Genomic DNA, 26,486 nt, shown 5'->3' with positions numbered 1-26,486 from the left:
TCCATGTTCTGCGCATTGCTTTAAACCGTCTCAAACATCCAACTCTTCCACAAACCGCGCGTTCTCCTGAATGTACTGGAACCGCAGTTCGGGTTTTTTGCCCATCAGGCGCTCGACCAGATCGCCGGTCTCGCCGGGTTCGTCCTCGTCGATGGTGACGCGGATCAATTTGCGGGACGCGGGGTCCATCGTGGTCTCTTTCAGGTCCTTGGCGTCCATTTCACCCAGACCCTTGAAGCGTGAGACGTCGATCTTGCCTTTGCCGCCCAGACCTTTCTCAAGCCACTCATCCCGCTCGGCCTCGTCAAGGCAATAAACCCGCTTGGCGCCTTGGGTCAGGCGATACAGAGGCGGGCAGGCGAGGTACAGGTGGCCCGTGTCGATCATCGGCCGCATCTGGGTGAAGAAGAACGTCATCAACAGCGCCGCGATATGCGCGCCGTCCACGTCCGCGTCTGTCATGATGATGATCTTGTCATAGCGCAGGTCATCGACATTGAACTTGGTGCCAAGACCGACACCCAGCGCCTGCGTCAAATCGTTGATCTCGGCATTGGTGCCCAGCTTGGAACTGGCCGCGCCCAGCACGTTCAGGATCTTGCCGCGCAGGGGCAGCAGGGCCTGCGTTTTGCGGTTTCGGCCCATTTTTGCAGAACCGCCCGCAGAATCTCCTTCGACGATGAATAATTCTGTTCCGTCGCGTGTTGAACTAGAACAGTCCACCAACTTGCCGGGAAGACGAAGTTTTTTAGTGGCGGACTTACGTTGTGTTTCTTTCTCGGCGCGTCGGCGCAGGCGTTCTTCGGACCTCAGAATGAGGAAATCGAGAATAGCACCGGCGGATTTCGTGTCCGCGGCCAGCCAGTTATCGAAATGGTCGCGGACCGAATTCTCTACCAGCCGCTGCGCCTCGACCGTCGCAAGGCGGTCTTTGGTCTGGCCGACGAATTCCGGTTCACTGATAAAGCAGGATACCAGCGCGCAGCCACCGGTGATCAGGTCGTCGCGGGTGATCTGCGCGGCCTTCTTGTTGTTGATCAGCTCTCCGTACGCCTTGATGCCCTTGAGGACTGCAGCCCAGAAACCTGCCACATGGGTGCCGCCTTCGGGGGTGGGGACGGTGTTACAGTAGGACTGGATGAACCCGTCGCGCGAGGGCGTCCAGTTGATCGCCCATTCGACCTTGCCGGCGGCGCCGAATTTTTCCCGAAAGTCGACAGTGCCGGCAAAAGGTTGTTCGGCATAGGTGGACGAGCCGTTCATCGTTTCCTTCAGGTAGTCCGACAGCCCGCCGGGAAAGTGGAAGCTGGCCTCGGTTGGCGTTTCGCCGTCGTCGATATGGGATTTCCAGCGAATTTCGACGCCCGAGAACAGGTAGGCCTTGGAGCGGATGGATTTGAACAACCGCGCGGGTTTGAACTTGTGATGGCCGAAGATTTCTTCGTCCGCGTGGAATGTCACGGTGGTGCCGCGCCGGTTTGGGGCTGCGCCAACCTTTTCGACCGGACCCAGTGGAACACCACGCGAAAAGCGTTGTTCATAAAGTTGCTTATCCCGCGCTACCTGTACAACCATGGAATCTGACAACGCATTAACAACCGATGCACCCACACCGTGCAGACCGCCCGAGGTCTGATAGGCCTTCCCCGAGAATTTGCCGCCCGCATGTAGGGTGCAAAGAATGACTTCAAGCGCCGATTTGTCCGGGAATTTGGGATGCGGATCAATCGGGATACCGCGCCCGTTGTCGCGCACCGTCAGAGCGTAATCGGCGTGCAGCTCAACCTCGATCCGGTTGGCGTGGCCCGCAACCGCTTCGTCCATCGAGTTGTCGAGGATTTCGGCCACCATATGGTGCAGCGCACGCTCATCCGTGCCGCCGATATACATACCGGGGCGTTTGCGGACCGGTTCCAGACCTTCAAGCACCTCGATCGAGGAGGCGTCATAGGTATTGGTCGCTTCTGGCGTCAACAGATCGTCGGGCATGGGTGCTGCTCTTGTTTTTGGGTTTGGTCCCATTATGGCAGGGGATGTGGTCCGGGGGAAGGGGCGCGCGAAGTGTTGTGTGCGGTTTGTCGGCTATGATGCGCCCCGATGGGGAACTGAAGTTGACACGCTACATGTTTGACTTGGCGGGACCCACGGTCACAACGCCAGCCAGAGAGCCCCATTCCGATAGCCACCCTGCACAAGCTCTTTGGCCTGTAGCACATCCGGATAATCGTCAACCCAGTCGCGAAAACGGTCGTTTGTGACAATGGTAGCCCCTAGGTCACGAGCGACCTGTAGAACAAGCGGGTCGGCTGGCGTTCCTTTGGGTGCGACCATAACGTGGTCAACGGGCAACCCAAGCAGTGAGGCAAGAGTTTTGTCCTTCATGTAGCGATCTGAGATTTTGTAGCCGACATTTGCATCGAACACGACGCCAGGGGTTAGGCCGGAGGCGGTCAAAGCGTCGACAACTTCGCGCACGGTGGCAATGTCCGGAATGCCCTCTCGCCAGTGCAAAATATTTGATCCATCAACCACGGCCCAGTCCTTCGGCGCTTTCGATCTGCGCAACCATTTTCCAAGCCGCAATATCGCGCTTGCGACGGTGCAAAGCCCTGCGACCATTACCCAATCAGAAAGAGCAGGGTGGAACAGTGCCGCGAACAGGCCGCAGATTGACAGGACAAACAAGAACAGAGGAAGGCGCATCGCTGAAAAATCAAAATAGTGAAACGGGGTGTCGGCAGTTCTTTATCAGGTGGCGGTGGAGAATGCCCAGAGCGCTCTCATTGCAGTCAGGTGAAATGCTCCAGGTAGACGTGGTCGCCAAGGCCTCGCATTGTTTCTGCAATCTGTTTAGGTTTGGCTGCAAAAGCAAATGGATACGGGAGGCAAAGAGATGAGCTGGATCAGAACCATCCCTTTTGATGAAGCAACAGGAAAACTCAGGAAACTTTACGACCGTGTTACTGGCCCCGGCAACAACGTCGATAACATCATGATGGTGCATTCCTTGCGGCCACATTCGATGGAAGGTCACATGGCCATGTACAAGAACGTGCTGCACCATTCGTCCAACACGATCCCGAAATGGTTTCTTGAGGTGCTGGGCGTGTGGGTCAGCGCGCTGAACAAATGTAGTTATTGTGTTGAGCACCATTACAGCGGTTTGCAGCGTTTGTTGGGCGATCCGGAGCGTAGCCAGGCAATTCGCGCGGCGATTGAGGCTGACACACCAGAGGAGGCCCCGTTGGATGCGGCTCAGATTGAGGCCATGCGTTACGCGCGCAAACTGACCGAGGCCCCGGCGGAGTTGAAACGGCAAGACGTGGAAGCCCTGCGCGCGGCCGGATGGGACGATGGCGAGATCCTCGAAATCAATCAGGTGTGCGCGTATTTTTCTTATGCGAACCGGACCGTTTTGGGGCTGGGGTGTTCCACAGATGGTGACATATTGGGCCTGTCACCCAACAACTCGGATGACCCGGCGGATTGGGGGCACCGGTAAACGGATTTAGCGCGCCATCCACCCAAGGATTGCCTGCGCCACCGTTTTGGGTTGTTGGTGATGCAGCCAGTGATCGGCGTTCGGTATGTCGATGCGCGTCAGGTCGGGCGCGTAGTCTTCCAGCCCCTCCGTCGATTCTGGTAGCAACGCCTTGTCTTCACGCCCCCACAGCAACAGGTGGGGGCAGCGAACCATCAACCGGTCCTTCGGCAGCTCTGGCAGATCCGTGCGCGGTGCGCCGGGTTTCGCAACCACCAGCGGCGATGCCCGGTACCAGTTCAGCATAGTCTCCAGCCGCCCGGGCCGGCCCCATTCTGTACGATAGACCTGCATTTGCTGGTCCGTCAGCCAGTCTGTACCCATCCCGAAACGAAAGAACTGTTCGAGCTTGGCGAAATTGTCCGCCGACAAACGCTCTGCCGCGTCTGGTGCGCGCAGTGCATTGATGTATTGCGAAGCCTCGGATTGCGCCCCGCCTGCGGCCATGGCCCGTTGGAAGGGCGCCGGATGCACGCCGTTGGCGATGATCAACCGGTCCACCAGATCAGGGCGGAACATGGCCAAACCATAGGCCACAGACGCTCCCCAATCGTGGCCAAGAACACAAACCGGGCGGGCGAACCCCTCGATCAGCGTCACCATGTCCGAGACCAGTCGCGACAGGGCATAATGGTCGACGCCTTCCGGTGCCCAGCTTTGCCCATAACCGCGTTGATCGGGGGCGATGCAATGAAAGTCGGAGGACAAATGCGGGGCCAGGTCCTGCCACGCGCCGCCATATTCGGGAAAACCGTGAAGCATCAACAAGGGCGGAAGTTCGGGGTCCCCCCAGCTGCGCCGAAGGAACCTCTGGCCGTTAAGATCAATGAACTTTTTTTCCATAGCCGAAGCCCTTTGTTGTACCTGAAGCACACGCCCAGAAAGATGTAAAACTTTGACACCAATCAAAGCGTGTTTTTCACCCGACTGCTAGGCGTTTTCCCGGACAGTGAGACAAGGAGAACCTGAATGGAAGTAGTGACGCAGATCGAGAATGTGCAAGACCCTGCCAACCTGTCGGCGATAGCCAAAACCTCACCGGCCGAGCCTAGCCCCGAGAGAATTCGTCAGGCCTTTGAAAGCGGCAAATATCCTTATGATCGCAAGATGGCGCGCAAAGCTTATGAGGCGGAAAAGGCGCAACTGCAGGCAGAATTGCTAAAAGTACAACATTGGGCACAGGAAACCGGCCAGCGGTTTGTCCTGCTGTTCGAGGGCAGGGATGCCGCAGGCAAAGGTGGAACGATCAAACGCTTTATGGAGCACCTGAACCCACGCCAAGCGCGTGTCGTTGCCCTGAACAAGCCCACCTGGGAAGAGAAGGGGCAGTGGTACTATCAGCGCTATGTTCAGGAATTGCCCACGGTCGGCGAAATGGTTTTCTACGACCGGTCCTGGTACAACCGCGCGGGGGTTGAACGGGTCATGGGATTTTGCTCACCCAACGAGTATCTCGAGTTCATGCGCCAAACACCCGAGCTGGAGCGGATGCTGGTGCGCTCGGGCATCCAGCTCTACAAATACTGGTTTTCGGTCACGCAACCCGAGCAGCAACGCCGGTTCAAAAGCCGCGAAACCGATCCTCTGAAACAGTGGAAGCTTTCGCCGATCGACAAGGCCAGCCTTGATAAATGGGACGATTATACCGAGGCCAAAGAGGCGATGTTTTTCTACACCGACACAGCCGATGCCCCGTGGACCATCGTGAAATCGAACGACAAAAAGCGCGCGCGTCTGAATTGCATGCGCCACTTCCTGTCCACACTGGATTATCCGGACAAGAACCATGAAATCGTCGACAGCCCCGATCCTTTGATCGTCGGGCAGGCGCATCACGTGATCCAGCATTCGGAACATATTCTGGGCAATTCACTGCATCCTGAAACGGTGTGACAGTAGTCCTCTCAGGTAACATTTGAACCTGCGGGTGTAGTCTCAAGGTGAAATTTCGTCGTTCGCCTCTTGTCCCGGCCTCGGGCCGGGCATAAGGCTGTTCGGATGAGTAAGGTGATGACATATGGTGGCCACTTCCGGGCCATTTCTGTGCTGGGCCTGCCGCTGATCGGCGGGCACCTGGCCCAATTTGCAATTGGGCTGACGGATACGGTCATGCTGGGTTGGTACGGTGTCGAGGCGCTGGCCGCCGTGACCCTGGCCAGCAGCTATTTCTTTGTGCTGTTCCTGTTTGGGGCCGGATTCGGTTTGGCCGTCATGCCAATGGTGGCGACGGCCGCGGCCGAAGAAGACGAAACAAGCATTCGCCGTACAACGCGCATGGGGTTGTGGTTGTCGTTGATCTATGCGGCGGTCATGATGCCAATGCTCTGGTGGTCTTACCCAATTTTTCTTGCGTTGAAGCAGGACCCGCAGGTTGCCGACACCGCGTCCCAGTACCTAAGGGTCGCCGGGTGGGGCTTGATTCCGGCGCTTTTGGTCATGGTGTTGAAATCCTATCTGGCCGCGTTAGAGCGGACTCAGATCGTTTTGTGGATCACCGTGGCGGCGGCGGTGGTTAACGCGTTTACCAACTATGCCTTGATCTTCGGCAATTGGGGAGCCCCTGAGCTGGGTGTGATGGGCGCCGCAATCGCGTCGGTCGTTACGCAGATCGTGTCGCTGGTTTGCGTGGTGATTTACGCCATGCGCGTTCTGCCCGAACATAGCCTGTTCCAAAGGTTCTGGCGTCCAGATTGGGAGATGTTTCTTAGCGTTCTCCGCCTTGGCGTGCCGATTGGCCTGACGACCCTGTCCGAGGTCAGCCTGTTCGCAATGTCAGCGATCATGATGGGCTGGCTGGGTCAGGTTCCGCTGGCGGCACATGGCATTGCACTTAATTTGGCATCCGCGACGTTCATGGTGCATCTGGGGTTGTCAAACGCTGCGACGATCCGGGCCGGGAACGCGTTGGGCCGGAAAGATAGGCCACATCTGGAACGCGGCGCGATTGCGGTGACGGGGATGTCTTTGGTGATCTCGGTCCTGACTGTCATCCTGTTCCTAGCCTATGCCGAGCCTTTGATTTCCCTGTTCATGGAACCGGATGACCCGCAGCGTCCGGAAATTCTGATGATCGGTACAGGCCTGCTGGCCATGGCTGCCTTGTTTCAGTTGGTGGATGGCGCACAGGTCATTGCGTTGGGTCTGCTGCGCGGCTTGCAGGACGCAAAGGTCCCGATGGTCATGGCCGCGCTCAGTTATTGGGGCGTGGGGATCACGTCCTCGTACTACTTTGGCTTCGTATTGGGCATGGACGGAATCGGAGTCTGGCTCGGCCTTGTTCTGGGCCTGGCCTGCGCAGCGGTTATGCTGATGGCGCGGTTCTGGATGCGCTCGGTCCGCGAGGTCGGTGTGCCCGCCGAGTAAGATTCGGCGGGTCAGTCTTTGCCGAAGCGGTCTGCCTTTTTTCGCACCAGGACAGAACGTAGATCATGCATGGCCAGCAACAACCGGTCGGTTACGTCCTCAAGCTGCTCTGGTGTCGCCTTGGATTGCGCCCATTGCGTGGTGAGGTTCAGATAATCAACCGCGCGGTGAATGTCATCGATGTCGCGCTGGGCCAGCAACGCTTTTCGCGCCTCCATCCAACGGGCAATCTCGGCCTTGTCGGCGTCGGACAACGTGCGTTGGCCTTGCGGTTTCACCTCGCCATTGCGGATGTTGATGACCGCGATCTGATCCATCTCGATCCGGCGCTGGCGGTTTTCAGTGTCGATCCTGAAAACCGCCGCACCATTTTCGCGAACGCGGAAATAATATTCGGGCAGTTCCGACGTCATTTGCGCTTACTCAAGTCGATGATGCGCAAAAGCGCTGGATGCGGGTGCAGGCTTTGGTCAGCGCCTCGTCCGAGGTCGCATAGCTGACCCGAAAGTTTGGCGACAGGCCAAAAGCCGCACCGAACACGACGGCCACGTCTACCTCTTCCAGCAATGCGGTGGCAAACGCCTCATCCGAGTCGATCACAGTGCCTGCGGGGGTGGTTTTGCCAATTAGCCCGGCAATGGATGGATAGACGTAGAACGCCCCCTCGGGCGTCGGGCAGCTGATGCCGTCGATTTCGTTCAGCATGCGAACAACCAGATCACGGCGGCGTTTGAACGTTTCGTTGTTGGGGGCCAGGAAGGACTGAGTGCCGTTCAGTGCTTCAACCGCCGCCCATTGGCTGACCGAGCAGGGGTTCGAGGTCGATTGCGACTGAATCTTGCGCATGGCGGCGATAACCTCGACCGGTCCTGCCGCGTAACCAATGCGCCAGCCAGTCATCGCATAGGCTTTGGAGACACCGTTGCAGGTCAGCGTCCGGTCATAAAGGCGGGGCTCGACTTCGGCCGGGGTGCAAAATTCGAACCCGTCATACGCCAGATGTTCATACATGTCGTCGGACATGACCCAAACATGCGGATGGCGCATCAGGACGTCGGTTAGTTCTTTCAGCTCTTCACGGCTATAGCCTGCACCAGTGGGGTTCGACGGTGAGTTGAAGATAAGCCACTTGGTCTTCGGCGTGATCGCAGCCTCAAGCTGATCTGCGGTCAGTTTGAAGTTTGTCTGGATCGAAGTTTCCGCGATTACCGGAGTGCCTCCGGCCAATAGCACCATATCCGGATAGCTAACCCAATAGGGCGCAGGGATCACAACCTCATCGCCTTCGTTCATCGTGGCCATCAGGGCATTGTACAAGGTTTGCTTGCCGCCGGTGCCGACCGAAATCTGCGCGGGCGTATAGTCCAACCCGTGGTCACGCTTCATCTTGGCGCAGGCAGCTTGTTTCAATTCAGGGATGCCGTCAGGCGCAGTGTATTTGGTCTTACCGGCCGCGATGGCCGCTACTGCTGCGTCCTTGATGTTCTGCGGAGTGTCGAAATCGGGCTCGCCCGCGCTTAGGCCGATGACATCGCGCCCGGCAGCTTTCAATTCGGCCGCTTTAGCGGTTATCGCAATGGTGGGCGATGGCTTCACGCGTGACAGTGTCGCAGAAAGGAAACTCATGGTCGGCCTCGATTTGTATGTTCAGCTTGACTGTCATAGGGTGCGCTCGAATGACGATCAAGCGATATGAATAATGGAATTGGAGAGCCCGATGAACGACGAGAATGACTGGTACGGACCGGACTCTGCGACATTCGGGGACAGGCTGGCAGGGGCACGCGAAGCGGCTGGTATGACCCAGGCCCAGATGGCCCGCAGGCTTGGCGTGAAAAAGACGACAATTGCAGCCTGGGAAAATGATCTGTCCGAGCCACGCGCGAACCGTCTTTCCATGATGGCAGGCATGGTCAACGTGTCGATCATGTGGCTGCTGACCGGCGAAGGCGAAGGCATGGATGCCCCCGTCGAAGCGGAAGAAGGCGCACCCGAGCTTGCGGATGTCGTGGCTGAGCTGCGTTCCATTCGCGGTGAAATGCGCGCCAGCGCCGAGCGGGCCGCGAAGCTGGAGAAAAGGGTGCGTCTGATGCTGGAGCAGGGTCGGTGAACGAACCACGGGACGTTCGTATAAAGCGGCTGAAGATGCGATCCATGCGGCGTGGGATCAAAGAAATGGATCTGATCCTGTCAGCCTATGCTGACCGAAATCTGACGGCCATGGAGCCGTCGGATCTGGATAATTATGATGCGTTGTTGCACGAAAACGACCAGGATCTTTATCAGTGGGTCACAGGGCAGGTGCAGCCGCCCGAAACCTATTCCGAATTGATATCGGACATCGCGCAGACCTTTCAAAAATAGAAGAAAACCCGGCTTAACCGATTTTTCGGGATTTCCATTCATCCTGCCTGAAACAGCGCGACTGAATCGGAGGATCGGATGAGTATGGAAATGCAGGTCTCCGCGCCGGGAACCAAAGGGTTCATGACCAGCTATCTTGAGGCACTTGCCTTGGTGGAACGGCTGCACCGGTTGCTATTGGACGTCATCAAGGATGAGTTTGAGCGTGTTGGCGTATTGGAGATCAACGCCGTACAGGCCTTGCTTTTGTTCAATATCGGCGACCATGAAGTCACCGCGGGTGAACTGAAAAGTCGCGGGTATTATCAGGGCAGCAACGTCAGCTACAACCTTAAGAAACTGGTCGAAATGGGGTACATGCACCATCAAAGATGCGAGATCGACCGCCGTTCCGTAAGGGTTCGATTGACCCCACGCGGTCGTGAAATACGCGATGTCGTATCCGAGCTGTTTTCGCGCCACGTTGAGGGGCTGCAAAATCGCGGCGTGTTGGGGCTGGAAGGCATCGACGACATCACCACATCCCTGCGTCGGGTCGAGCGGTATTGGACGGACCAAATCCGGTACATCTATTGATCAAGGGTGCAGGGTATCTGCGGCGTCGGACAGGGTTAGCCCCTCCAGCTCGCGTACCAGTTTTCGGGTCATCGCGTCCTCATAGGCCTCAAAGCCCAAAGCGACTTCGACGAAGGCTCCGGGCCCCAGTATTACCCATGTGTTGTAATAGGCGGAAAGCTCACCGACTTGGACATAGCGTTTGTCGCCATGACTGGGATCGTCTGCGCCGATCACGAGCCCGTTGATCGTGATGCTGGTGTTTTCCAGTTCGGCTTTCACGCTGCGTGGATGGGGGCCCAGATTGTGCTTGCCGTCCCCTGACAGATCCAATGTGCGTTTCCAGCAATTCGGTTGCTGCGACAGTAGATTGGCTCCGAACCGCATTGCCGACCCAACAGCCGTGCCCTGTGGTGCGTTACCCCGCGCGACGGTCTTCAATTGGTCGCTGATCCGTGCAAGATCTTGTGCCGTGCGGATCTCAGTCCAGTTTACCAACATATGTTGATGGCGGGTCTCGCTCCATTCGTAGATCGCCAATCGCACAGGCGCGCCGATGTCGGACAGGATCAGTTGAACAACTTCAGGGCGTTGCAAGGCCGCAGCCAGACCGCCGGTTTGCATCCTATACTCGGCGCTGTCGACCGAACCTGACACGTCCAGCCCCAACGCCAGTGCTTGCCTGCATTCCGACGCAGCGGCGCTGGCGAACATGACAAGTATCGTGGCCAGGGGGCGGATCATTGATGTGCACCCTCCTTCAACGCACCGATCTGCAACCCTTTCAGCTCACGCTCAAGTTTGCGGCGCATCGCACGCTCAAAATCCTCGAACCCTTGTGCGATTTCTAAAAACGCGCCAGGGCCATGCAGAACGTTGTTCTCGAAGAACGGGATGAGGAACAATTCTCCTTCGAAGTCCGCAGCGTTGATCACCAACCCGTTGACCACGACGTTTTGAAAGGGAAAGTGCCGGTATGCCGAATCCGGCCCATAGCCGTCATTGTTTGAGCCATCCCCGGACAGATCGATAGTTTGGAACAGGCAGGGCGGTGCTTGCTGCATCAAAGTCGCGCCAAATGCCAAGGCATAGCCCATTGCTGTGGCTGAGCCACTATCCGAACGAACAGATTGTTGCACTGTTGAAGCTGCAACCAGCAGGTCGGCTTCGGTGTTGATCATGGTCCAGTTCAGAACAACGCGTTGTGTGGTGCGACCACTCCACTCATACACGGCCAGCGCCACCGGTGCGGGCGAGGAAAAAAACGCCTCGACCACTTCTGGTGCGATCAATGCAGCCGCAAGACCCTGCCTTTGCAAAACGTCTTCGTTCTCGTCCACGGAAGTCGAGATATCCATAGCGAGTGCCAGTGCAAGCCGGCAGGTCTCGGCCCGAACGGGGCTGGCCAGAACGGCCAGACCCAATGCTATCAGCCAGCGGATCACCAGTGACCGGCACTTTCCATGCTGGCCCAGGGCTCGGCCGGTTCCAGCGCGTCACCATTTTGCAGCAGCTCGACCGAGATATTGTCGGGTGAGCGCACAAACGCCATACGCCCGTCACGCGGTGGGCGATTGATCACGACGCCGTTATCCTGCAGGTGCTGACAAACTTCGTAAATGTTGTCGACCCCATAAGCGAGATGCCCGAAATGTCGGCTGTCGCTGGGCAAAGTGTCATCCCCATCCCAATTGTGGGTCAGCTCGATCGGCCGATCCTCTTGTCCCGGAGGTGCCATGAAGATCAGCGAAAACCGCCCCGCTTCGCTGTCATAACGGCGGGTTTCCTTCAGGCCCAGCAGTTCATAGAACGCCATCGACTTCTCCAGATCCTTCACGCGGACCATGGTGTGAAGATATGTCAGCCCCATTGTGGCTTCCTTTCTATTCAGGTGATGGGCTGCAGCTTAGCGCGCGGGCCAAGCGTGTCGAGGGGCAGGGTGGACACAATTTGGAAATTGCGACGCTTGGTGCACATGTCGCGGTTCCTGTCTGTGAATTGCCGATATATAGTGGTGAGCGACTCATTGCTGGAAAGGAACTTTCATGCCGCTGTCCTCTGACCAACTGGCCGAGATCGAAGCGCAACGGGCGCAATCGCATCCAACACGCCGCGTTGTGGCTGAGGGGATGGAAGACCACCTCTATACCGCGCATCAAGTACTGGACCACGGATTTGTGCGCGTCATTGACTACATGGGGGATGACGCAGCAATTTGTCAGGCGGCACGCGTATCTTACGGCAAGGGCACCAAGTCGGTGCAGAATGACGAGGGTCTGATCCGCTATCTGATGCGGCACTGGCACTCGACCCCGTTCGAGATGTGCGAGATCAAGCTGCATGTCAAACTGCCGGTCTTTGTCGCCCGACAGTGGATTCGTCACCGGACCGCAAATGTGAATGAGTATTCTGCGCGGTATTCTATTCTGGACCGAGAGTTTTATATCCCTGCACCGGACCACGTGGCCGCACAATCCGAAGTGAACAATCAGGGTCGCGGCGACGCCCTGCAAGGCGAAGAGGCAGCCCGCGTACTAGAAATGCTCAAGGCCGACAGCGCGCGGTGCTATGACAATTACGAAGCCATGATCAACCAGGATGGTCAGCAGGGGCTGGCGCGAGAACTGGCGCGGATGAACCTGCCTGCGAATATCTACACGCAGTGGTACTGGAAGGTCGACCTGCACAACCTGTTCCATTTCCTGCGCCTGCGGGCCGATCCACATGCTCAGTACGAAATCCGAGTTTACGCCGACATGATGTGCAAGATCGTCGCCGACTGGGTGCCCTTCGCGTATAGAGCGTTCGAAGATTACCGTTTGGGTGCGGTCAACCTTTCGGCGCAGATGGTTGATAGCCTGCGACGCATGTTGGCCGGTGAAACTGTGACGCAGGAAAACTCGGGCATGACGGCACGGGAATGGCGCGAGTTCGAGGCTGTCATTCGCGAGAGTTAAAGCCGACAGAACTCTTTCTTCTGATGTCATGACGCCTTTTTGAGTGGTTCATGACATCAGTCATCAGTGTGATGTGTGAACGCTCGGAAATCGTGGTGTTCGGCTAAAACGAAAGCGCTCATGCCGATACCAAACCGACGCGAGGGTAAGGTTTCAAACCCTTGAGAATGGACAACGGCCGGAAATTGGCCGTTGGCCTGCTTTTAGTACCCGCAGATGACGGGGTGTTTTATAATGGCTTCAAATCAGAGGCCATTTGTCGGCCGTCGCGTCCGTCTTCCAACTCATACGAGACTTTCTGATTGTCAGCGAGTCCGGTCAGACCGGACCGTTCTACGGCCGAGATATGAACAAAAACGTCCTTGCCACCTTCGTCAGGGGCAATAAACCCATAGCCTTTCGTGGTATTAAACCATTTCACGGTGCCAGTTGGCATTTCCCGTGTCTCCTTCTACTTACACGTTGTCCCACAAATTGGTGGGGGCAGTGGTTGACGCAACCACAACGCATCACCGCTTCGCCCACACGACGCAGCCCGAATTGTGTGTTTCGTCTTTTTCAACATTGCACGGTGAAGTAAAAAATCAAGAATAACTGGATGTAGCAGGCAAAAATGCCAAAAATTCATACAAGTACAGGAACGGTCCCAAAATGCGTCTATATGGCCTGAAAAACTGTGATACTTGCCGTAAGGCACTGAAAGAAATTGAAAATATTGAATTTGTAGACGTTCGCGCGCAAGGAGTTCCCGATTCTGTCCTGACAGAGGCGTTTGCTACGTTCGGCGAAGCTTTGCTCAATACCCGGTCGACAACTTGGCGTGGATTGGACGCGGAACAACGCACGCGACCACCTTTGGAGTTGCTGAAGGAACACCCGACTTTGATGAAGCGCCCCTTGATCGAAGATGACGGTACGTTGTTGTTGGGCTGGACCGCGAAAACCAAGGCAAGCCTTGGCGTTGCCTGATCGGGCGCTTATGTGTCTGACGTAAATATGAGGGTTTAAATGCGCAACGCATCAATGATTTTGGGCGTCATTGCCGGTTTGATCGGAATGATTGTTGGCTTTTTTGGCTATGGCTATATCGAATTCATAAACCACTACGGCGAGATCGAAGGCCTTGCTGAGCAAGTGGACAACGTACAGTTCATCCAGACCGCTTCCATTATTGCGCCTTTGCTGGCCATCGCGGGGGGCGCAATGGCCCATGCGCGGGCCCTTATCGGTGGAATATTGCTGCTGATCTCAGCCGTCGGGATGTATTTTGCGTTTGGATTCAACGCCTTTACGATGTTTCCGGTGGCCTTTGCCGCCGTGGCGGGCATTCTTGGGCTGGCCGCGGGAAAGCCGGACGAGCCCAAGGCACATTTCTAGGTCACTTAATGCGCAGGATTCGGTCGGCCGAGAGCGGACCTGCACCGTTAATGACGATGACCAGGAACAGGAAAGTCCACATCATGCGTTGGTCTATCAGTGAGATCGCATTGTCGAACAGGCTGCCAAGTTTCACGCCGTGCCCGGTAACGTCAGTGGCGGTCTGAACCCAGATAAAACCGATCATGCCCAATGCTGCCAGGCGTGTAAGCAGGCCAATCAGCAGCAGCGCGGGCAGAACGAACTCTGCAACGGTACCTAGGAAAATCACGATACGCTGAATAATGGTCAGCTGAGAAATATCGTACAAGGCGGCTTCGGCCGCTTTTGGGAAGATCTGACCAAATGCGCCTGCAGACGGCGAAAATATCGAACCGTCGATTTTCGTCATTGCTGAATTCCAAAAATAGAACAGCAGAACCGCGATGAACACGACCCGTGCCAGGGTCGGTGTCAACCAGCCAGAGGTCAATTCCAACCTTCCCAGGGTATTGTTGTGCAATGAGATCAGGGCAGTCATGTTGCCAGCCTTTCGATAGTCACAGAGGTTATTGCGCCGCCCTGCAAAAGCAGCGCCAGAGTGGCCCCAAGGTCAAATTCGGGGAATTCGGCAGAGGTTTGTTCGAATGCCTCGCCAATGGTAACCCCGGCCTGAACGCGGGCGATCCAGTCCGCTCCGCCTTTGGGCAGCAAATGCGGGGCCGGGTCGAATTCGGGTCGGGTGATCAGGATATCTTCGGACCCGGATGCAGGTTTGGGTGCACCCTCTTCGGAATTGAAGCGCCAGATCGAAAACAGCGGCCAATCTGACCGAAGAACCTTCATGGATGGCGCAAATTCCAGCTTTGCCAGAACGATCTCTTCCGGTGGGATGGCCAGCGCATCGGGTCGTGCGGCCTGGCTGTCGGCAGAGTGGTAGGACCGGCGCAGTGCCAGTTCCAGACGCGCTACGTCGGCAAGGTAGCCAAGGTGCGACAGTTGCTCCATCCCGGCAAGAAATTCGGGGAATTCCTCACCGTAGAACATCATCAGCGGTGAAGACGGGGGGTGTTTGCGCAGGAAAAGCCCGGCAAGCCCATCCATGTTCTGTGTGCCCAACAGTCGTGCGATCACGGGAAAGGCCTGATGCATCGCTTCGGTCAGCGAAACAGCCACGTTGTTGCGGTAAACGCTGAACCGCCGCCCGGCAGGGCGTTCTGCGGCATCCCATAATCCGTCCGGAACAGCCGCCGACGGGTCAAGCAGGGCTACGCGGAACGAGGTTTGCGAGACGCTCATGCGGGAATGCGGTCCAGTGCCGCCTGAGCCCGATCTGCTTCGGCCCGAAGAACGGACCAGTCGGGTACGTCCGTATCCCATTCGATCAGAACGGGTTTGGGGCCGGAACGGTTCAACACGTAGTCCAGCAGCGCCCACACCGGATCGACGACTTCGCGACCGTGGCTGTCGATCAGCAAAGGTCGGCCATGATCGTCTTCGTCTTCGTCATGACCACCAAGGTGTATCTCGTGGACGTTGTCCAGCGGGTAGGCGTCGATGTAGCTCTGCGGCGAGAAGTCCAGATTGGTTGCCGACACAAAGACGTTGTTCACATCCAGCAAAAGACCACATCCTGTCCGACGTGCGATTTCCCGCAGGAAGTCAGGCTCGGACCATGTACTTTCTTCAAAAGCCAAATAGCTGGATGGGTTTTCCAACAGCATTTGCCGTCCCACGGTTTCCTGAACCTGGTCTATATGGCCACAGATTCGCTCCAGCGTTTCGTCAGTGTAGGGCAGGGGCAGAAGATCGTTCAGGAAATAACTGTCATGAGTCGACCAGGCCAGATGCTCGGAAAAGCTGGCTGGGTTCAGCCACCCTACCAAGTGTTTCAAGCGCGCCAGATGATCGGGGTCCAGGGGGCCTTCTCCACCGATCGAAAGGCCAACGCCGTGGACGGAAATGGGGAATTTTTCAGAGAGGTGGCGCAATTGCGCAAGCGGTCTGCCGCCGTCACCCATGTAGTTTTCGGCATGGATTTCAAGCCAGCCGACCGGATGCGCATGGTCCAGAATCTGGTCGTAATGCTGGGGTTTATACCCGACCCCCGGTGCCGCGGGCAGTCTGTTCGATCGAAGTGAACTATCCAGCATGTGCAAATCCTTCGGTCACGAAAAGAGGCGGGCGATAAGGCCCGCCCCTCCGATTCTCAGATGCTTGGGCTTATGCCGGCAGGTCGCGCTCCAGCGGTTCCAGCGAACCTTCACGCGCTGCACCATCTGCCGACTTGGGCAGTTCGATATCGGCGCAGGTTCCAGCGTCGACCAGTGTCCAGGCATTGCCCTGATAGTCAACGGTCGAGGTGCCCGCGCAGGTGGTGCCGGGGCCAGCGGCACAGTCGTTCTGACCGGCCAGCGAAACGCCATAGCATTTCTCTTTGGCTTGTGCGGAGGCGGTTGTGGCGACGCCGGATACGGCTGCTGCAACTGCGCTTGCGATAACCAGGGTTTTTGCGGTGTTCGACATCTCGGTAATCCCTTTTGATGACTGCGTATGTCTTCTTGTGACAATGACAAAGGTAGTAGCTAAATCGGGGCAGGTGAATTCACGAGCCCGTGTCTCACAACCCCGTCAAAGAGCGTAATGCCATCTTGAAGGTTAACAAACTGTTTTTGAAATGAAAAATGGAAAATGTTTCAATCCGACCCCGAATTTGGGGTCGGATTCCGTGCAAATTATCGCCGAATGTTACAGAAGGTCAGGCGGGGTAGCCGCCAAAGACAACTCTTTTGTTACAGCCTCAAGCGATTGAACCTGTGTCTGTTTTTCGCCAAGGCGGCGCACACTTACCGTACGCTCGTCAACTTCGCGGTGACCGACGGCCAGAATGATAGGCACCTTGCCGACCGAGTGCTCGCGAACCTTGTAGTTGATCTTTTCGTTGCGAATATCCGCCTCGGCCCGCACGCCTGCGGCCTTCAACGTTTCGACAACTTCCAATACATAGTCATCCGCCTCTGACGTGATCGAGGCGACCACGACCTGTCGCGGGGCCAACCAGAACGGCAACTTGCCAGCATGCTCTTCGATCAGGATACCGATGAAGCGTTCGAACGAGCCCAATGTCGCACGGTGCAGCATGAACGGACGATGCTTGCCGCCATCAGCTCCGATAAAGTTGGCATCCAGACGTTCGGGCAAGTTGGGGTCAACCTGCAAGGTGCCGCACTGCCATGTCCGGCCGATCGCGTCGGTCAGAGTGAATTCCAACTTGGGGCCATAGAACGCGCCTTCGCCTTCCAGAACCTCATAGTCATAGCCCGCTGCCTTACAGGCATCACCCAGCGCCTTTTCGACCAGATCCCAGCTTTCATCCGATCCGATCCGCTTTTCCGGGCGAGTCGACAGTTTGATGGTCCAGTCATGGAACCCGAGGTCAGCATAGACCTTGGACAGGAACGCAATGAACTTGGCGGTCTCAGATTCGATCTGTTCCTCGGCACAGAAAATATGGCCGTCATCCTGCGTAAAGCCACGGACCCGCATAATCCCATGCAAAGCGCCCGAGGGTTCATACCGCGCGCAAGATCCGAACTCGGCCATGCGCAGAGGCAGGTCGCGATAAGACTTCAGACCCTGATTGAAAACCTGCACGTGACACGGGCAGTTCATCGGCTTCAGCGCATTGATCGCCTTTTCGCGGGCGTGTTCTTCGTCCACTTCGACGATGAACATGTTCTCTTGATATTTGTCCCAGTGGCCAGACGCTTCCCACAGCTTACGGTCAACGACCTGTGGCGTGTTCACTTCGACATAGCCGTCTCGTTCCTGCATCCGGCGCATATAGTCCTGCAGAGTGGTATAGATTTTCCAGCCGTTCGGATGCCAGAAGATCTGGCCCGGCGCTTCTTCCTGCATGTGGAACAGGTTCATCTCGCGGCCCAGCTTGCGGTGATCACGCTTGGCAGCCTCTTCCAGCATATGCAGATGCGCTTTAAGCTTTTCCTTGCCGGTGAAGGCCACGCCATAAATGCGCTGCAGCATTGCGCGGTCGCTGTCGCCACGCCAATAGGCTCCAGCAATGCTCATCAGCTTAAAGGCGTCGCCCGGCAACTGGCCGGTATGCTGCAAGTGCGGGCCACGGCAGAGATCCTGCCAGTGGCCGTGCCAGTACATGCGAAGCGGTTCGTCACCCGGAATGGCTTCGATCAGCTCGACTTTATAAGGCTCGTTATTGGCCTTGTAGAATTCGATTGCGCGCTGACGGTCCCAAATTTCGGTGGTCACGGGATCGCGCTTGTTGATGATCTCTTTCATCTTTTTCTCGATGAGGCCGAGATCTTCGGGCGTGAACGGTTCTTCCCGGTCGAAATCATAGTACCAACCGTTGTCAATCACGGGGCCGATGGTGACCTTGGTTGCAGGCCAGATTTCCTGTACCGCGCGCGCCATCACGTGCGCCAGATCGTGACGGATCAGCTCGTTGGCCTGTTCCTCATCTTTCATGGTGTGGATGGCGATTTGCGCGTCAGATTCGATGGGCCACTGCAGGTCCCAGTGCTGGCCGTTCACGGTGGCTGAGATGGCCTTTTTGGCCAGTGAGGTCGAGATGTCGGCAGCGACCTGCGCGGGCGTAACGCCTGCGTCGAAGGATCGGGAATTGCCATCGGGAAAAGTAAGGGAGACTGACTGTGAGTCCAGGGCCATATCGGCTCTCCTCGTCGGTTTGGCGCCCACTGAACGCCCGGTTGCGGGTTATGTGTGTTCGATCCATTTGGCAGTTGCAGCATGACCTGTCAAGCACCCAACCGCGCTGTGGCTGACGCGGCGGGAGGTTCGAATTCGGGAATTGCAGCCACCGGGCAGCCGTGCATGATGAACCCCAAAAGGAAAGAGGGCGACATGGCAGCGACGGATTTTCTGGAAACGGCGCAAGGGCGGCGGCTGGCTTATCACAAAAGCGATGGGGCAGGGCCGACGGTTGTATTTTTGGGCGGGCTGAAGTCTGACATGGATGGCACCAAGGCGGTGCATCTTGAGGCTTGGGCCAAGGCGCGCGGTCAGGCATTCCTGCGGTTCGATTACTCGGGCCATGGCGAGAGCTCGGGCAAATTTGAGGACGGATGCATCGGCGACTGGCACGAGGATGCGTTGGCCGCGGTGACTGCGCTGACCGATGGGCCGCTGATCGTAGTCGGGTCGTCTATGGGCGGCTGGCAAACGCTTTTGCTGGCGAAGGCAATGCCGGATCGGATTGTAGGGATGGTGACCATCGCCGCCGCGCCTGATTTCACTGAAGACGGTTATTGGGCGTCGTTTTCTGACACGCAAAAACAGGTGTTGGAAACCGAAGGGTATGTCGAATTACCCTCTGACTATATGGAGCCTTATATCATCACGAAACGCATGATTGAGGACGGAAGACAGCAGTTGGTTCTGCGGGATGCAATTAATCTTCAGTTTCCGGTGCGTTTTCTGCAAGGGACCGCAGATACTGCTGTTTCCACCGCAACCGCTGTGCGCCTGGTGGAACATGCCACCGGTTCAGATATGCGCCTGCTCTTGGTCAAGGATGCAGACCACAGGTTCTCGGACGGGCCATGCCTGGAAATCATCGAAAACGCCGTGCTTGAAGTGATGGGCGCGCAATGATCCGGGGGGTGGGCAAAGCCATCGGGCGTGTTCTTCTGGTGCTGGTCGCGGCTGGTGCCCTGATCTATTGGTTCGGTCCGCGCGAAGAGGTGAACCTGAACCCGACGTTCGAGCCACGCAAGTTTGGCGAAGGGGTGCAGGTCTATTTCGAAAGCGTCGAGTCCGCTTTCGATGACATAACTCCGGGTGTTGAGAAACGGGTTGTCTGGCAAAACGGGTTCAAGGAACAGCGCACCCCGGTTTCCATATTGTATTTGCATGGGTTTTCCGCCACGTCCGAGGAAATTCGCCCTGTCCCGGACATGGTCGCCGATGCGCTGGGGGCCAATCTGGTCTACACCCGCTTGCAGGGTCATGGGCGCGACGGGGAGGCGATGGCCGAAGGCACCGCCTCGGGCTGGATGCAGGATATGGCCGAAGGGTTGGCCGCCGCCCGTGCTGTGGGCGATCAGGTCGTCGTGATTTCAACCTCGACCGGTGGAACGCTGGCTGCGGCGGCAGCATTGGACGACGCGCTTAAAGAAAACGTAGCCGGATTGGTCTTTGTCTCTCCGAACTTTGGCGTGAACACGCCCGGTGCTTGGATACCGGGTCTTCCATGGGCGCGAAGCTGGTTGCCATTGATCATGGGGGAAGAACGGGACGTCTCGGGGCCGGATCCCGAGAAGAACAAGTACTGGTCGTCGGTTTATCCGTGGGAGGCAGTTGTGCCCATGACCGCCTTGGTTGAGACTGTTTATGCCATGGACTTCTCGCAGGCGCGTGTCCCGGCGTTGTTCTGGTTCTCTGACGATGATCAGGTTGTGCGCCCGGACTTGACCCACAAGGTGGCCGAAGCTTGGGGCGGGCCTGCAAGTGTTCAGACGGTTACGATGGGGCCGGGCGATGACCCTTCGTCACATGTTATTGCCGGACGCTTGATGTCTCCGGGACAGACGGATGCTGCCGTAGCTGGTATTCTGGCATGGTTGAAAGAGCAAGGGATCGAATGATGGAACAGCGCGTCAGCCTTATCACTGTCGGGGTGGAAGACCCGGAAGCTGCGGCCGCATTCTATGAAAAGATCGGCTGGAAACGTGTCGACAGCCCGGACGGTGTGATTGCCTTTGATCTGATCGGGCAGACGCTGGGGCTGTATCCTCTGCCGGCACTGGCCGATGAGATTGGTGTTGACGTGGGCACCTTGGGCCGTGGGGCGCTGACGCTTAGCTATAACTGCCGGTCAAAGGAAGATGTCGCGCAGGTTTTGAGCAAGGTTCAGGCCGCCGGTGCCGAGGTTCTTAAACCGGCCTCGGATGTGTTCTGGGGCGGGCATCACGGTTATTTCCGCGCACCCGAAGGCACGATCTGGGAGGTCGCTTTCAACCCGTTCTCACCTCTGGCCCCTGATGGGGCGTTTCGCTGGAACGGGTATGGGTGATGCGTAAGCCGGGTAGCATGTGGAGCCTTGAAACTCTTGGCCGCGTGCGCCTGTCCCGGCACTTTTTCATGCGGGATTTCCTGTATTCCGAGATTGGTAATTTCCATGAAAAACAGAACCTTCCCGACAATCCTGATCTTGCCATCGAAACCGGTCGTGCCTTTTGCCAGACGTTACTGGACCCGTTAGAGGAAACGTTCGGACGAGTGGCGGTTCGGTCCGGTTACCGATCGCCGTCGTTGAATCAATTTGGCAATGAAAACCGGCTAAACTGTGCCCGAAACGATAATCCACTGGAGTGCCATATCTGGGATTGGGGTACCGGCGATGATCGGATTGCTGGGGCGTCGATTGTCATTCCGTGGTTCGCGGATCGTTATGCGGAAGGCCGGGATTGGCGCGATCTGGCGTGGTGGATGCACGACCATCTGGAGTATTCCGAGATTTGGTTTTTTCCAAAACTCTGCGCCTTCAATCTGGTGTGGCGACCAATTCCCATCAAGCGCATCGACAGCTACATCGTCCCGCGCGGGTGCCTGTTGCGTGCGGGCGAAAATCCGGGCGAAGACCTGAAGACTCGTCAAAAGCGCTATGCGGATTTTCCCACGTTTCGCGGTATTGCCTATCCGTGAAGTTTAACTTGCCCAGGCCGAAAAAACCTCTCATCCTGTTAAAAAACAAAGCCACTCAAGAAGCTGAGACGAAGGAGGCCGCGATTGATCGAGCCGCTGGTTCTATTGCCCGGATTGATGTGCGATTCTAGGGTATTCGCCCCTCAGATCGCCCACTTTTCCCGTCAGCGTGCGGTCACGGTTGCACCGGTTTCGTTGGGCGAGCGGATTGAAGAGATCGCATCGGGCCTTTTGGATCAACTGCCACACCGCTTTGCGCTTGCTGGATTTAGTATGGGTGGTGTGGTGGCGCTTGAACTTATTCGTCGGGCGCCCGACCGGATTTCGCGCCTGTGTCTGATGGCCACAGATGCGCAGGCCGACACGCCGCAGATCGCGGCAACACGAGAAGAGCATATGGTTGGCGCCAAGGCCGGACGGCTCGAAGAGGTTATGCGAAAGATCCTTGGGTCGCACACGCTAGCCCCGGGACCAAGGCGCGTTCCCATTCTGAGTGATGTGACCTCCATGGCATTGGATCAGGGCGCAGATGTGTTTGAACGCCAGATGCGCGCTTTGCAGCGGCGCGCGGATCAGCAAGGTGCGCTGCGAATGATCAAGGTGCCCACGCTGGTCTTGTGTGGGGGCCATGACCTGCTGACACCCGTAAGAAAACACACCTTTATGGCAGATTTGATCCCAAATGCGGAACTCAAAGTGGTTGAGGATGCGGGGCATTTGCCAACGCTCGAAGCGCCTCAGGTTGTCAATGAAGCACTTGAGAACTGGTTAAACATGCCTGCGCGAACCACTTATGGGTAAAGGGCCGCGCGCTCGGATTTGCTGAGGATCACAGGCTCGACAACCGGGTCGAAGGTTTCTGGGTCGAAGAAGGGTGTGTTCTTCCAGCTACCTGACATCCGCGATTTCGCGACGCGGGTCACCAGCCCGTATACGGCCGACCCAATCTTTTCATGGGTCTGTTTGCCGTGGCCTGTGGGGATAAACCCGCGCGTGGTGACTGGCCCCAACCCACTTGGGTCGGGGATACGTTTGACGATCAAACCTGCGAATGGGAACTTCGGCGTTGTTGGTGTGGTCGCCAGTGGCGCATTGCAGCAACTGGCATACCAGCGCATCATCCCTTTGGGGCTCAGTTGCATCAGCGCGAGATGCTCTGCGCCACCGTCGAAAAGGATCTCTTCCGGAAGCATCTGCAGGATTTCAACAGGACCGGGGGCAGGATCGGGTTGCCTAAAATACAACTGGGCTGCGCGGCAATCGTGGCAGTAGCACACGACATGTGTGCCGTGTTTCACGCCTGCGGCGCTGATCCGCCCGTGCAGGGAACCGCAAGAGCAGGAAAATGGGGTGTCTTTCGCCATTTTCCTGCTCATGATTTTTAGGCCACTTTGTTTTTGTTTGCGGCGCGACGCTTTGGTTTGCGCGTATTTGCATTCATGAAGTCAATCACAAGCGGCCGGATGTTATCCCGCCAGCTGCGGCCCGCAAAAATGCCATAGTGACCCGCGCCGGGTTCGACATGGTTTGCCTTTTTGGCATCCGGCAAACCGGTGCAGAGCTCAAGCGCGGCAATACACTGGCCGGGCGCCGAGATATCGTCATTTGCGCCTTCAACCGTTTTGACCGCAACATCGGTGATTTTGCCGATATCGACCTTGTGGCCTGCGACAACGAACTCATTGCGGGCGATCTCGCGGTCTTTGAACACACGCTCGACCGTGGAAAGGTAAAACTCGGCGGGCATGTCCATGACCGCCAGGTATTCATCGTAAAAGCGGTTATGCGCATCGTGATCGGACGCTTCGCCCCGCATCACACGCTGGATCTGATCGGTGAACGCTTTGGAGTGGCGATCCCCGTTCATCGACATGAAGGACGCCAATTGCAGCAAGCCTGGATATACCATGCGGCCGACGCCTTTGTATTTGAAGCCGACGCGCTGGATCATGGTTTCTTCCAGCTGTCCCATGGTCACACGACGGCCGAAATCGGTTACGTCGGTCGGGGTGGCATCAGGGTCAACCGGACCACCGATCAGGGTCAATGTGCTGGGCTGAGCCTTGGGCTCGACCTCGGCCAGATAAGCGGTTGCGGCAAGCGTCAGAGGGGCGGGCTGGCAAATGGCTACAACATGAGTGTCCGGGCCCAGCTCTTTCATAAAATCGACAAGATACAGCGTGTAATCCTCGACATCGAACTTGCCTTCGGAAACAGGGATATCACGCGCATTATGCCAGTCGGTTACGTAAACCTCACAATTGACCAGCAGACTTTTGACCGTGGAACGCAACAAAGTCGCGTAGTGGCCGGACATTGGCGCCACCAACAGCACCTTACGGGGTTGTTCTTCCCGTCCGTTGACGCGAATATGGATCAGGTCGCCAAATGGGCGCTCCATTACGGGAACAATATCAACAAGGTGGTCCTTGCCATCCTCACACGTGAACGTTCGAATACCCCAATCCGGCTTTGCGATCATGCGCTGAAACGTGCGCTCGGTCACCTCGCCCCATGCGGCCATCATGCTGAACGCTGGGTTGGGGATCATGGAAAACAGTGGGTAAGACGCCATAGCACTGGCCGTTGCCCCCATCCATTGGTTCGTGTTGCGCATGGTTTCCATAAGGTCGTAGGTCATCATGTAGCGCATATAGGGGGCCTCCTGGCTGCCGGTGTGAGTGTCGGACCATTCGTCGCTTTGCTCCCCAAGCCCACGACGATTATTCTGCATAGCAGCGAGGTTAAGGGGGAATTGTTAAAATGACAACAAGTGAACACCAGACACCGGAGCTATCCCCGGAACACCTTGAGAGGCTTAAAGAAAATATGGACAAGGTGGAGGAGCTTTCGAAGCGACTTGTTGATGCGATGTCGGGAAAGAAGGGTCACAACCCTGCTTTGGACGGTCCGAATCAAGAGCTTTATGCAAAGGCAGCATCGGCGTACTGGGCTGAAGCGATGCAAAATCCTGCGCGGCTAATGGAGAAGCAGATCGAGTTCTGGGGCCAGTCTGTTCTGAACTTTGCCGAGGCGCAGCAGGCGCTGGTAGGCAGCGAGGCAGAAGAGGCCGCATCGGGTCCCCGGGACAAGCGGTTTTCCAACCCCTTGTGGGAGACCAATCCGTATTTCAAATTCATCCGTCAGCAGTATCAGACAAATGCCGATGCCATCGCGCAGGCGGTGGCTTCGGTCGAGGATCTGGATGTGCAGGACAAGCAGCGGCTGGCATTCTTCTCGCAGCAGATCATCGACATGATGTCGCCGACGAATTTTCTGGCAACCAATCCCGATGCGCTGGAAAAGGCGGTCGAGACGGAAGGCCAGTCACTGATCCAGGGTCTGGAAAACCTGGTGGCTGATCTCGAGGCCAATGACGGCGAGATGGTGGTGAAACTGGCCGATGACAGTGCCTTTGAGGTGGGTGGCAATATCGCGACGACGCCCGGCGATGTGGTTTATCGTAACCGGCTGATGGAGCTGATCCAGTACAAGCCGGCGACCGAGACGGTGCACGAAACGCCGCTGGTGCTGTTCCCGCCGTGGATCAACAAATTCTACATTCTGGACCTCAAAGCGCAGAACAGTCTGATCAAATGGGTGACAGAGCAGGGCTATATCCTGTTTGTGGTCAGCTGGGTGAACGCAAATGAATCCCACGCCGATATCGGTATGGAAGACTATATCCAGGACGGTTTCCTGACCGCGATCGAAGAGGTCAAGTCGATCTGCAAGGTCAAACAGGTCAATGCGGTCGGCTATTGCATCGCGGGCACCACGCTGAGCCTGACGCTGTCGCTGCTCAAGCAGCGCGGCGACAAGTCGATCAAATCGGCCACATTCTTCACGGCCCTGACCGACTTTGGTGATCAGGGTGAGTTCACGCCCTTCCTGCAGAACGACTTTGTGGATGGGATCGAGGATCAGATCTCGGAGGACGGGGTTCTGAAGGCGTGGATCATCGGGCGCACGATGTCATTTCTGCGTTCCAAAGACCTGATTTATGGGCCTGCGATTCGCAGTTATATGATGGGTGAGACACCGCCCGCGTTCGATCTGCTGTTCTGGAACGGGGACGGGGCCAATCTGCCCGGTCGTATGGCGGTCCAGTATCTGCGCGGCCTGTGTCAGCGCAATGACTTCGTCACCGATGGGTTCGAACTGCTGGGGCACAAGCTGCATGTGCGCGACGTGGACGTGCCCCTGATGGCGATCACCTGCGAGACGGATCACATCGCGGCGTGGAAGGCGTGTTATCGCGGTGTGCAGCAGATGGGGTCGCGGTCGAAAAGCTTCATCGTTTCGGAATCGGGGCATATTGCAGGCATCGTGAACCCGCCCAGCAAGAAGAAATACGGCCATTACACCAATACCGATCTGAAGGCAGATCCCGAGACCTGGCTGAAAGAGGCTACGTATCATGAAGGGTCTTGGTGGCCCCGGTGGGAGGCCTGGCTGAAGAAGCGGTCGGGCAAGCAGGTGCCCGCGCGCGCGCCCGGCGATTCGGGCCATCCCGCTCTGGCACCGGCACCGGGGACCTATGTGCAGGTCAAGGCAGGCGGTTGATTTATAACTCTTCTGTGAAGAATTTCTGCAGTGCAGCAAGAAAATTCTTGCAATGCTGCGTTGCGGCATCCATATTGTCC

31 protein-coding genes are annotated in these 26,486 nt (G+C 57.0%); 15 read left to right on the top strand and 16 right to left on the bottom strand.

Annotated elements, in window-relative coordinates; translation table 11 throughout:
• Positions 1-30: 30 nt before the first annotated feature.
• Complete coding sequence (parE, locus tag AC2FLA_RS16695) at positions 31-1,989, bottom strand: DNA topoisomerase IV subunit B (RefSeq protein ID WP_108860261.1); 1,959 nt, start codon at positions 1,987-1,989, stop codon at positions 31-33.
• Positions 1,990-2,148: 159 nt separating this feature from the next.
• Positions 2,149-2,703 (bottom strand): NYN domain-containing protein, encoded by a 555-nt coding sequence (locus AC2FLA_RS16690; RefSeq protein ID WP_496723659.1) that lies wholly within the window; start codon positions 2,701-2,703, stop codon positions 2,149-2,151.
• A 190-nt stretch (positions 2,704-2,893) separates the two neighbouring features.
• Between AC2FLA_RS16690 and AC2FLA_RS16685 the strand changes: the two genes are divergently transcribed.
• Positions 2,894-3,502: a carboxymuconolactone decarboxylase family protein gene (locus AC2FLA_RS16685; RefSeq protein ID WP_496723657.1), complete on the top strand. Its 609-nt coding sequence runs from the start codon at positions 2,894-2,896 to the stop codon at positions 3,500-3,502.
• A 6-nt stretch (positions 3,503-3,508) separates the two neighbouring features.
• On the opposite strand, the gene AC2FLA_RS16680 is transcribed toward AC2FLA_RS16685, so the two are convergent.
• Positions 3,509-4,384, bottom strand: coding sequence for an alpha/beta fold hydrolase (locus tag AC2FLA_RS16680; protein ID WP_496723655.1), 876 nt, complete (start codon positions 4,382-4,384; stop codon positions 3,509-3,511).
• A 126-nt stretch (positions 4,385-4,510) separates the two neighbouring features.
• Here AC2FLA_RS16680 and ppk2 point away from each other — a divergent pair, with 126 nt between their 5' ends.
• The gene (ppk2, locus tag AC2FLA_RS16675; RefSeq protein ID WP_472724094.1) at positions 4,511-5,434 is read left to right on the top strand and encodes a polyphosphate kinase 2; all 924 of its coding nucleotides are present in this window, start codon (positions 4,511-4,513) and stop codon (positions 5,432-5,434) included.
• A 105-nt stretch (positions 5,435-5,539) separates the two neighbouring features.
• Entirely contained in the window at positions 5,540-6,904 is a 1,365-nt protein-coding gene (locus AC2FLA_RS16670) for an MATE family efflux transporter (RefSeq protein WP_496723653.1), read from the top strand.
• Positions 6,905-6,915: 11 nt separating this feature from the next.
• On the opposite strand, the gene AC2FLA_RS16665 is transcribed toward AC2FLA_RS16670, so the two are convergent.
• Both AC2FLA_RS16665 and AC2FLA_RS16660 read right to left on the bottom strand, forming a co-directional pair.
• The gene (locus tag AC2FLA_RS16665) at positions 6,916-7,317 is read right to left on the bottom strand and encodes a hypothetical protein (RefSeq protein ID WP_108860266.1); all 402 of its coding nucleotides are present in this window, start codon (positions 7,315-7,317) and stop codon (positions 6,916-6,918) included.
• A gap of 10 nt (positions 7,318-7,327) precedes the next feature.
• On the bottom strand, positions 7,328-8,530 hold the full coding sequence (locus tag AC2FLA_RS16660) for a pyridoxal phosphate-dependent aminotransferase (protein WP_496723651.1): 1,203 nt from the start codon (positions 8,528-8,530) through the stop codon (positions 7,328-7,330).
• 91 nt (positions 8,531-8,621) lie between these two features.
• Between AC2FLA_RS16660 and AC2FLA_RS16655 the strand changes: the two genes are divergently transcribed.
• The 3 genes from AC2FLA_RS16655 to AC2FLA_RS16645 all read left to right on the top strand — a co-directional run bounded on the left by AC2FLA_RS16655 (position 8,622) and on the right by AC2FLA_RS16645 (position 9,844).
• The gene (locus tag AC2FLA_RS16655) at positions 8,622-9,014 is read left to right on the top strand and encodes a helix-turn-helix domain-containing protein (RefSeq protein ID WP_058274142.1); all 393 of its coding nucleotides are present in this window, start codon (positions 8,622-8,624) and stop codon (positions 9,012-9,014) included.
• 35 nt (positions 9,015-9,049) lie between these two features.
• Positions 9,050-9,268 (top strand): succinate dehydrogenase assembly factor 2, encoded by a 219-nt coding sequence (locus tag AC2FLA_RS16650; protein ID WP_108860430.1) that lies wholly within the window; start codon positions 9,050-9,052, stop codon positions 9,266-9,268.
• A gap of 78 nt (positions 9,269-9,346) precedes the next feature.
• The gene (locus AC2FLA_RS16645) at positions 9,347-9,844 is read left to right on the top strand and encodes a MarR family winged helix-turn-helix transcriptional regulator (protein ID WP_496723649.1); all 498 of its coding nucleotides are present in this window, start codon (positions 9,347-9,349) and stop codon (positions 9,842-9,844) included.
• On the opposite strand, the gene AC2FLA_RS16640 is transcribed toward AC2FLA_RS16645, so the two are convergent.
• From AC2FLA_RS16640 to AC2FLA_RS16630, 3 genes are read right to left on the bottom strand one after another with little or no spacing between them, the layout of a single operon-like run.
• Entirely contained in the window at positions 9,845-10,567 is a 723-nt protein-coding gene (locus AC2FLA_RS16640) for a DUF1194 domain-containing protein (RefSeq protein ID WP_496723647.1), read from the bottom strand.
• The gene (locus AC2FLA_RS16635) at positions 10,564-11,268 is read right to left on the bottom strand and encodes a DUF1194 domain-containing protein (RefSeq protein ID WP_282153691.1); all 705 of its coding nucleotides are present in this window, start codon (positions 11,266-11,268) and stop codon (positions 10,564-10,566) included. Before AC2FLA_RS16635 ends, AC2FLA_RS16640 begins: the two co-directional genes overlap by 4 nt.
• Positions 11,265-11,693, bottom strand: coding sequence for a VOC family protein (locus tag AC2FLA_RS16630; RefSeq protein ID WP_496723645.1), 429 nt, complete (start codon positions 11,691-11,693; stop codon positions 11,265-11,267). The genes AC2FLA_RS16635 and AC2FLA_RS16630 overlap by 4 nt, the downstream gene beginning before the upstream one ends.
• A 175-nt stretch (positions 11,694-11,868) precedes the next feature.
• Between AC2FLA_RS16630 and thyX the strand changes: the two genes are divergently transcribed.
• Complete coding sequence (gene thyX / locus AC2FLA_RS16625) at positions 11,869-12,780, top strand: FAD-dependent thymidylate synthase (RefSeq protein ID WP_496723643.1); 912 nt, start codon at positions 11,869-11,871, stop codon at positions 12,778-12,780.
• Between the two features lie 229 nt (positions 12,781-13,009).
• On the opposite strand, the gene AC2FLA_RS16620 is transcribed toward thyX, so the two are convergent.
• Entirely contained in the window at positions 13,010-13,216 is a 207-nt protein-coding gene (locus tag AC2FLA_RS16620; RefSeq protein WP_010439113.1) for a cold-shock protein, read from the bottom strand.
• A 215-nt stretch (positions 13,217-13,431) separates the two neighbouring features.
• On the opposite strand from AC2FLA_RS16620, the gene AC2FLA_RS16615 reads away from it, so the two are divergent.
• Positions 13,432-13,749, top strand: a complete 318-nt coding sequence (locus AC2FLA_RS16615; protein ID WP_496723641.1) for an ArsC/Spx/MgsR family protein — start codon at positions 13,432-13,434, stop codon at positions 13,747-13,749.
• A 39-nt stretch (positions 13,750-13,788) separates the two neighbouring features.
• Positions 13,789-14,157 (top strand): hypothetical protein, encoded by a 369-nt coding sequence (locus AC2FLA_RS16610; protein ID WP_282119874.1) that lies wholly within the window; start codon positions 13,789-13,791, stop codon positions 14,155-14,157.
• A gap of 1 nt (position 14,158) precedes the next feature.
• Here AC2FLA_RS16610 and AC2FLA_RS16605 read toward each other — a convergent pair whose 3' ends face one another.
• The 5 genes from AC2FLA_RS16605 to thrS form a co-directional block, all read right to left on the bottom strand.
• Complete coding sequence (locus AC2FLA_RS16605; protein WP_108860275.1) at positions 14,159-14,677, bottom strand: DoxX family membrane protein; 519 nt, start codon at positions 14,675-14,677, stop codon at positions 14,159-14,161.
• A complete protein-coding gene (locus tag AC2FLA_RS16600) occupies positions 14,674-15,435 on the bottom strand; it encodes an HvfC/BufC family peptide modification chaperone (RefSeq protein ID WP_496723638.1) in 762 nt (253 codons plus the stop codon). Before AC2FLA_RS16600 ends, AC2FLA_RS16605 begins: the two co-directional genes overlap by 4 nt.
• Positions 15,432-16,289, bottom strand: a complete 858-nt coding sequence (bufB, locus tag AC2FLA_RS16595; protein ID WP_496723636.1) for an MNIO family bufferin maturase — start codon at positions 16,287-16,289, stop codon at positions 15,432-15,434. The genes AC2FLA_RS16600 and bufB overlap by 4 nt, the downstream gene beginning before the upstream one ends.
• A 70-nt stretch (positions 16,290-16,359) precedes the next feature.
• Positions 16,360-16,662, bottom strand: a complete 303-nt coding sequence (locus AC2FLA_RS16590) for a BufA1 family periplasmic bufferin-type metallophore (RefSeq protein ID WP_058275886.1) — start codon at positions 16,660-16,662, stop codon at positions 16,360-16,362.
• 222 nt (positions 16,663-16,884) lie between these two features.
• Positions 16,885-18,843 carry a threonine--tRNA ligase gene (thrS, locus tag AC2FLA_RS16585; protein ID WP_496723634.1) on the bottom strand — a complete coding sequence of 653 codons (1,959 nt, stop codon included), beginning with the start codon at positions 18,841-18,843 and terminating at the stop codon, positions 16,885-16,887.
• 195 nt (positions 18,844-19,038) lie between these two features.
• On the opposite strand from thrS, the gene AC2FLA_RS16580 reads away from it, so the two are divergent.
• The 5 genes from AC2FLA_RS16580 to AC2FLA_RS16560 all read left to right on the top strand — a co-directional run bounded on the left by AC2FLA_RS16580 (position 19,039) and on the right by AC2FLA_RS16560 (position 22,641).
• A complete protein-coding gene (locus tag AC2FLA_RS16580; RefSeq protein ID WP_496723795.1) occupies positions 19,039-19,788 on the top strand; it encodes an alpha/beta fold hydrolase in 750 nt (249 codons plus the stop codon).
• The gene (locus AC2FLA_RS16575; RefSeq protein WP_496723632.1) at positions 19,785-20,780 is read left to right on the top strand and encodes an alpha/beta hydrolase; all 996 of its coding nucleotides are present in this window, start codon (positions 19,785-19,787) and stop codon (positions 20,778-20,780) included. Before AC2FLA_RS16580 ends, AC2FLA_RS16575 begins: the two co-directional genes overlap by 4 nt.
• Complete coding sequence (locus AC2FLA_RS16570; RefSeq protein WP_496723793.1) at positions 20,780-21,208, top strand: VOC family protein; 429 nt, start codon at positions 20,780-20,782, stop codon at positions 21,206-21,208. The genes AC2FLA_RS16575 and AC2FLA_RS16570 overlap by 1 nt, the downstream gene beginning before the upstream one ends.
• 17 nt (positions 21,209-21,225) lie before the next feature.
• Positions 21,226-21,840, top strand: a complete 615-nt coding sequence (locus tag AC2FLA_RS16565) for a hypothetical protein (protein ID WP_496723791.1) — start codon at positions 21,226-21,228, stop codon at positions 21,838-21,840.
• Positions 21,841-21,924: 84 nt separating this feature from the next.
• Positions 21,925-22,641 (top strand): alpha/beta fold hydrolase, encoded by a 717-nt coding sequence (locus AC2FLA_RS16560; protein ID WP_496723630.1) that lies wholly within the window; start codon positions 21,925-21,927, stop codon positions 22,639-22,641.
• On the opposite strand, the gene AC2FLA_RS16555 is transcribed toward AC2FLA_RS16560, so the two are convergent.
• The gene (locus AC2FLA_RS16555; protein ID WP_496723628.1) at positions 22,632-23,204 is read right to left on the bottom strand and encodes a DUF6151 family protein; all 573 of its coding nucleotides are present in this window, start codon (positions 23,202-23,204) and stop codon (positions 22,632-22,634) included. The two genes, AC2FLA_RS16560 and AC2FLA_RS16555, sit on opposite strands and share 10 nt — an antisense overlap.
• Positions 23,205-23,221: 17 nt before the next feature.
• Positions 23,222-24,493 carry a polyhydroxyalkanoate depolymerase gene (gene phaZ, locus AC2FLA_RS16550; protein WP_496723789.1) on the bottom strand — a complete coding sequence of 424 codons (1,272 nt, stop codon included), beginning with the start codon at positions 24,491-24,493 and terminating at the stop codon, positions 23,222-23,224.
• A gap of 110 nt (positions 24,494-24,603) precedes the next feature.
• On the opposite strand from phaZ, the gene AC2FLA_RS16545 reads away from it, so the two are divergent.
• Positions 24,604-26,406 carry a PHA/PHB synthase family protein gene (locus AC2FLA_RS16545; RefSeq protein ID WP_496723626.1) on the top strand — a complete coding sequence of 601 codons (1,803 nt, stop codon included), beginning with the start codon at positions 24,604-24,606 and terminating at the stop codon, positions 26,404-26,406.
• The last annotated feature ends 80 nt before the right edge of the window (positions 26,407-26,486 follow it).

It is taken from the genome of Ruegeria sp. CDSA033 (assembly GCF_059612305.1).
This window is presented reverse-complemented; position numbering and strand designations above follow the sequence as displayed.

Bases quoted from the DNA above. Each gene is read 5' to 3' on its own strand.
- AC2FLA_RS16600 (WP_496723638.1), bottom strand. From the start codon at position 15,435: ATGAGCGTCTCGCAAACCTCGTTCCGCGTAGCCCTGCTTGACCCGTCG.
- phaZ (WP_496723789.1), bottom strand. From the start codon at position 24,493: ATGCGCTACATGATGACCTACGACCTTATGGAAACCATGCGCAACACG.
- AC2FLA_RS16655 (WP_058274142.1), top strand. From the start codon at position 8,622: ATGAACGACGAGAATGACTGGTACGGACCGGACTCTGCGACATTCGGG.
- AC2FLA_RS16615 (WP_496723641.1), top strand. From the start codon at position 13,432: ATGCGTCTATATGGCCTGAAAAACTGTGATACTTGCCGTAAGGCACTG.
- AC2FLA_RS16575 (WP_496723632.1), top strand. From the start codon at position 19,785: ATGATCCGGGGGGTGGGCAAAGCCATCGGGCGTGTTCTTCTGGTGCTG.
- thyX (WP_496723643.1), top strand. From the start codon at position 11,869: ATGCCGCTGTCCTCTGACCAACTGGCCGAGATCGAAGCGCAACGGGCG.
- AC2FLA_RS16665 (WP_108860266.1), bottom strand. From the start codon at position 7,317: ATGACGTCGGAACTGCCCGAATATTATTTCCGCGTTCGCGAAAATGGT.
- AC2FLA_RS16610 (WP_282119874.1), top strand. From the start codon at position 13,789: ATGCGCAACGCATCAATGATTTTGGGCGTCATTGCCGGTTTGATCGGA.
- AC2FLA_RS16685 (WP_496723657.1), top strand. From the start codon at position 2,894: ATGAGCTGGATCAGAACCATCCCTTTTGATGAAGCAACAGGAAAACTC.
- AC2FLA_RS16670 (WP_496723653.1), top strand. From the start codon at position 5,540: ATGAGTAAGGTGATGACATATGGTGGCCACTTCCGGGCCATTTCTGTG.
- AC2FLA_RS16570 (WP_496723793.1), top strand. From the start codon at position 20,780: ATGGAACAGCGCGTCAGCCTTATCACTGTCGGGGTGGAAGACCCGGAA.
- AC2FLA_RS16630 (WP_496723645.1), bottom strand. From the start codon at position 11,693: ATGGGGCTGACATATCTTCACACCATGGTCCGCGTGAAGGATCTGGAG.
- AC2FLA_RS16590 (WP_058275886.1), bottom strand. From the start codon at position 16,662: ATGTCGAACACCGCAAAAACCCTGGTTATCGCAAGCGCAGTTGCAGCA.
- AC2FLA_RS16605 (WP_108860275.1), bottom strand. From the start codon at position 14,677: ATGACTGCCCTGATCTCATTGCACAACAATACCCTGGGAAGGTTGGAA.
- AC2FLA_RS16660 (WP_496723651.1), bottom strand. From the start codon at position 8,530: ATGAGTTTCCTTTCTGCGACACTGTCACGCGTGAAGCCATCGCCCACC.
- thrS (WP_496723634.1), bottom strand. From the start codon at position 18,843: ATGGCCCTGGACTCACAGTCAGTCTCCCTTACTTTTCCCGATGGCAAT.
- AC2FLA_RS16680 (WP_496723655.1), bottom strand. From the start codon at position 4,384: ATGGAAAAAAAGTTCATTGATCTTAACGGCCAGAGGTTCCTTCGGCGC.
- ppk2 (WP_472724094.1), top strand. From the start codon at position 4,511: ATGGAAGTAGTGACGCAGATCGAGAATGTGCAAGACCCTGCCAACCTG.
- AC2FLA_RS16645 (WP_496723649.1), top strand. From the start codon at position 9,347: ATGAGTATGGAAATGCAGGTCTCCGCGCCGGGAACCAAAGGGTTCATG.
- AC2FLA_RS16650 (WP_108860430.1), top strand. From the start codon at position 9,050: ATGCGATCCATGCGGCGTGGGATCAAAGAAATGGATCTGATCCTGTCA.
- AC2FLA_RS16690 (WP_496723659.1), bottom strand. From the start codon at position 2,703: ATGCGCCTTCCTCTGTTCTTGTTTGTCCTGTCAATCTGCGGCCTGTTC.
- AC2FLA_RS16545 (WP_496723626.1), top strand. From the start codon at position 24,604: ATGACAACAAGTGAACACCAGACACCGGAGCTATCCCCGGAACACCTT.
- AC2FLA_RS16640 (WP_496723647.1), bottom strand. From the start codon at position 10,567: ATGATCCGCCCCCTGGCCACGATACTTGTCATGTTCGCCAGCGCCGCT.
- AC2FLA_RS16620 (WP_010439113.1), bottom strand. From the start codon at position 13,216: ATGCCAACTGGCACCGTGAAATGGTTTAATACCACGAAAGGCTATGGG.
- AC2FLA_RS16580 (WP_496723795.1), top strand. From the start codon at position 19,039: ATGGCAGCGACGGATTTTCTGGAAACGGCGCAAGGGCGGCGGCTGGCT.
- AC2FLA_RS16555 (WP_496723628.1), bottom strand. From the start codon at position 23,204: ATGGCGAAAGACACCCCATTTTCCTGCTCTTGCGGTTCCCTGCACGGG.
- AC2FLA_RS16565 (WP_496723791.1), top strand. From the start codon at position 21,226: ATGTGGAGCCTTGAAACTCTTGGCCGCGTGCGCCTGTCCCGGCACTTT.
- parE (WP_108860261.1), bottom strand. From the start codon at position 1,989: ATGCCCGACGATCTGTTGACGCCAGAAGCGACCAATACCTATGACGCC.
- bufB (WP_496723636.1), bottom strand. From the start codon at position 16,289: ATGCTGGATAGTTCACTTCGATCGAACAGACTGCCCGCGGCACCGGGG.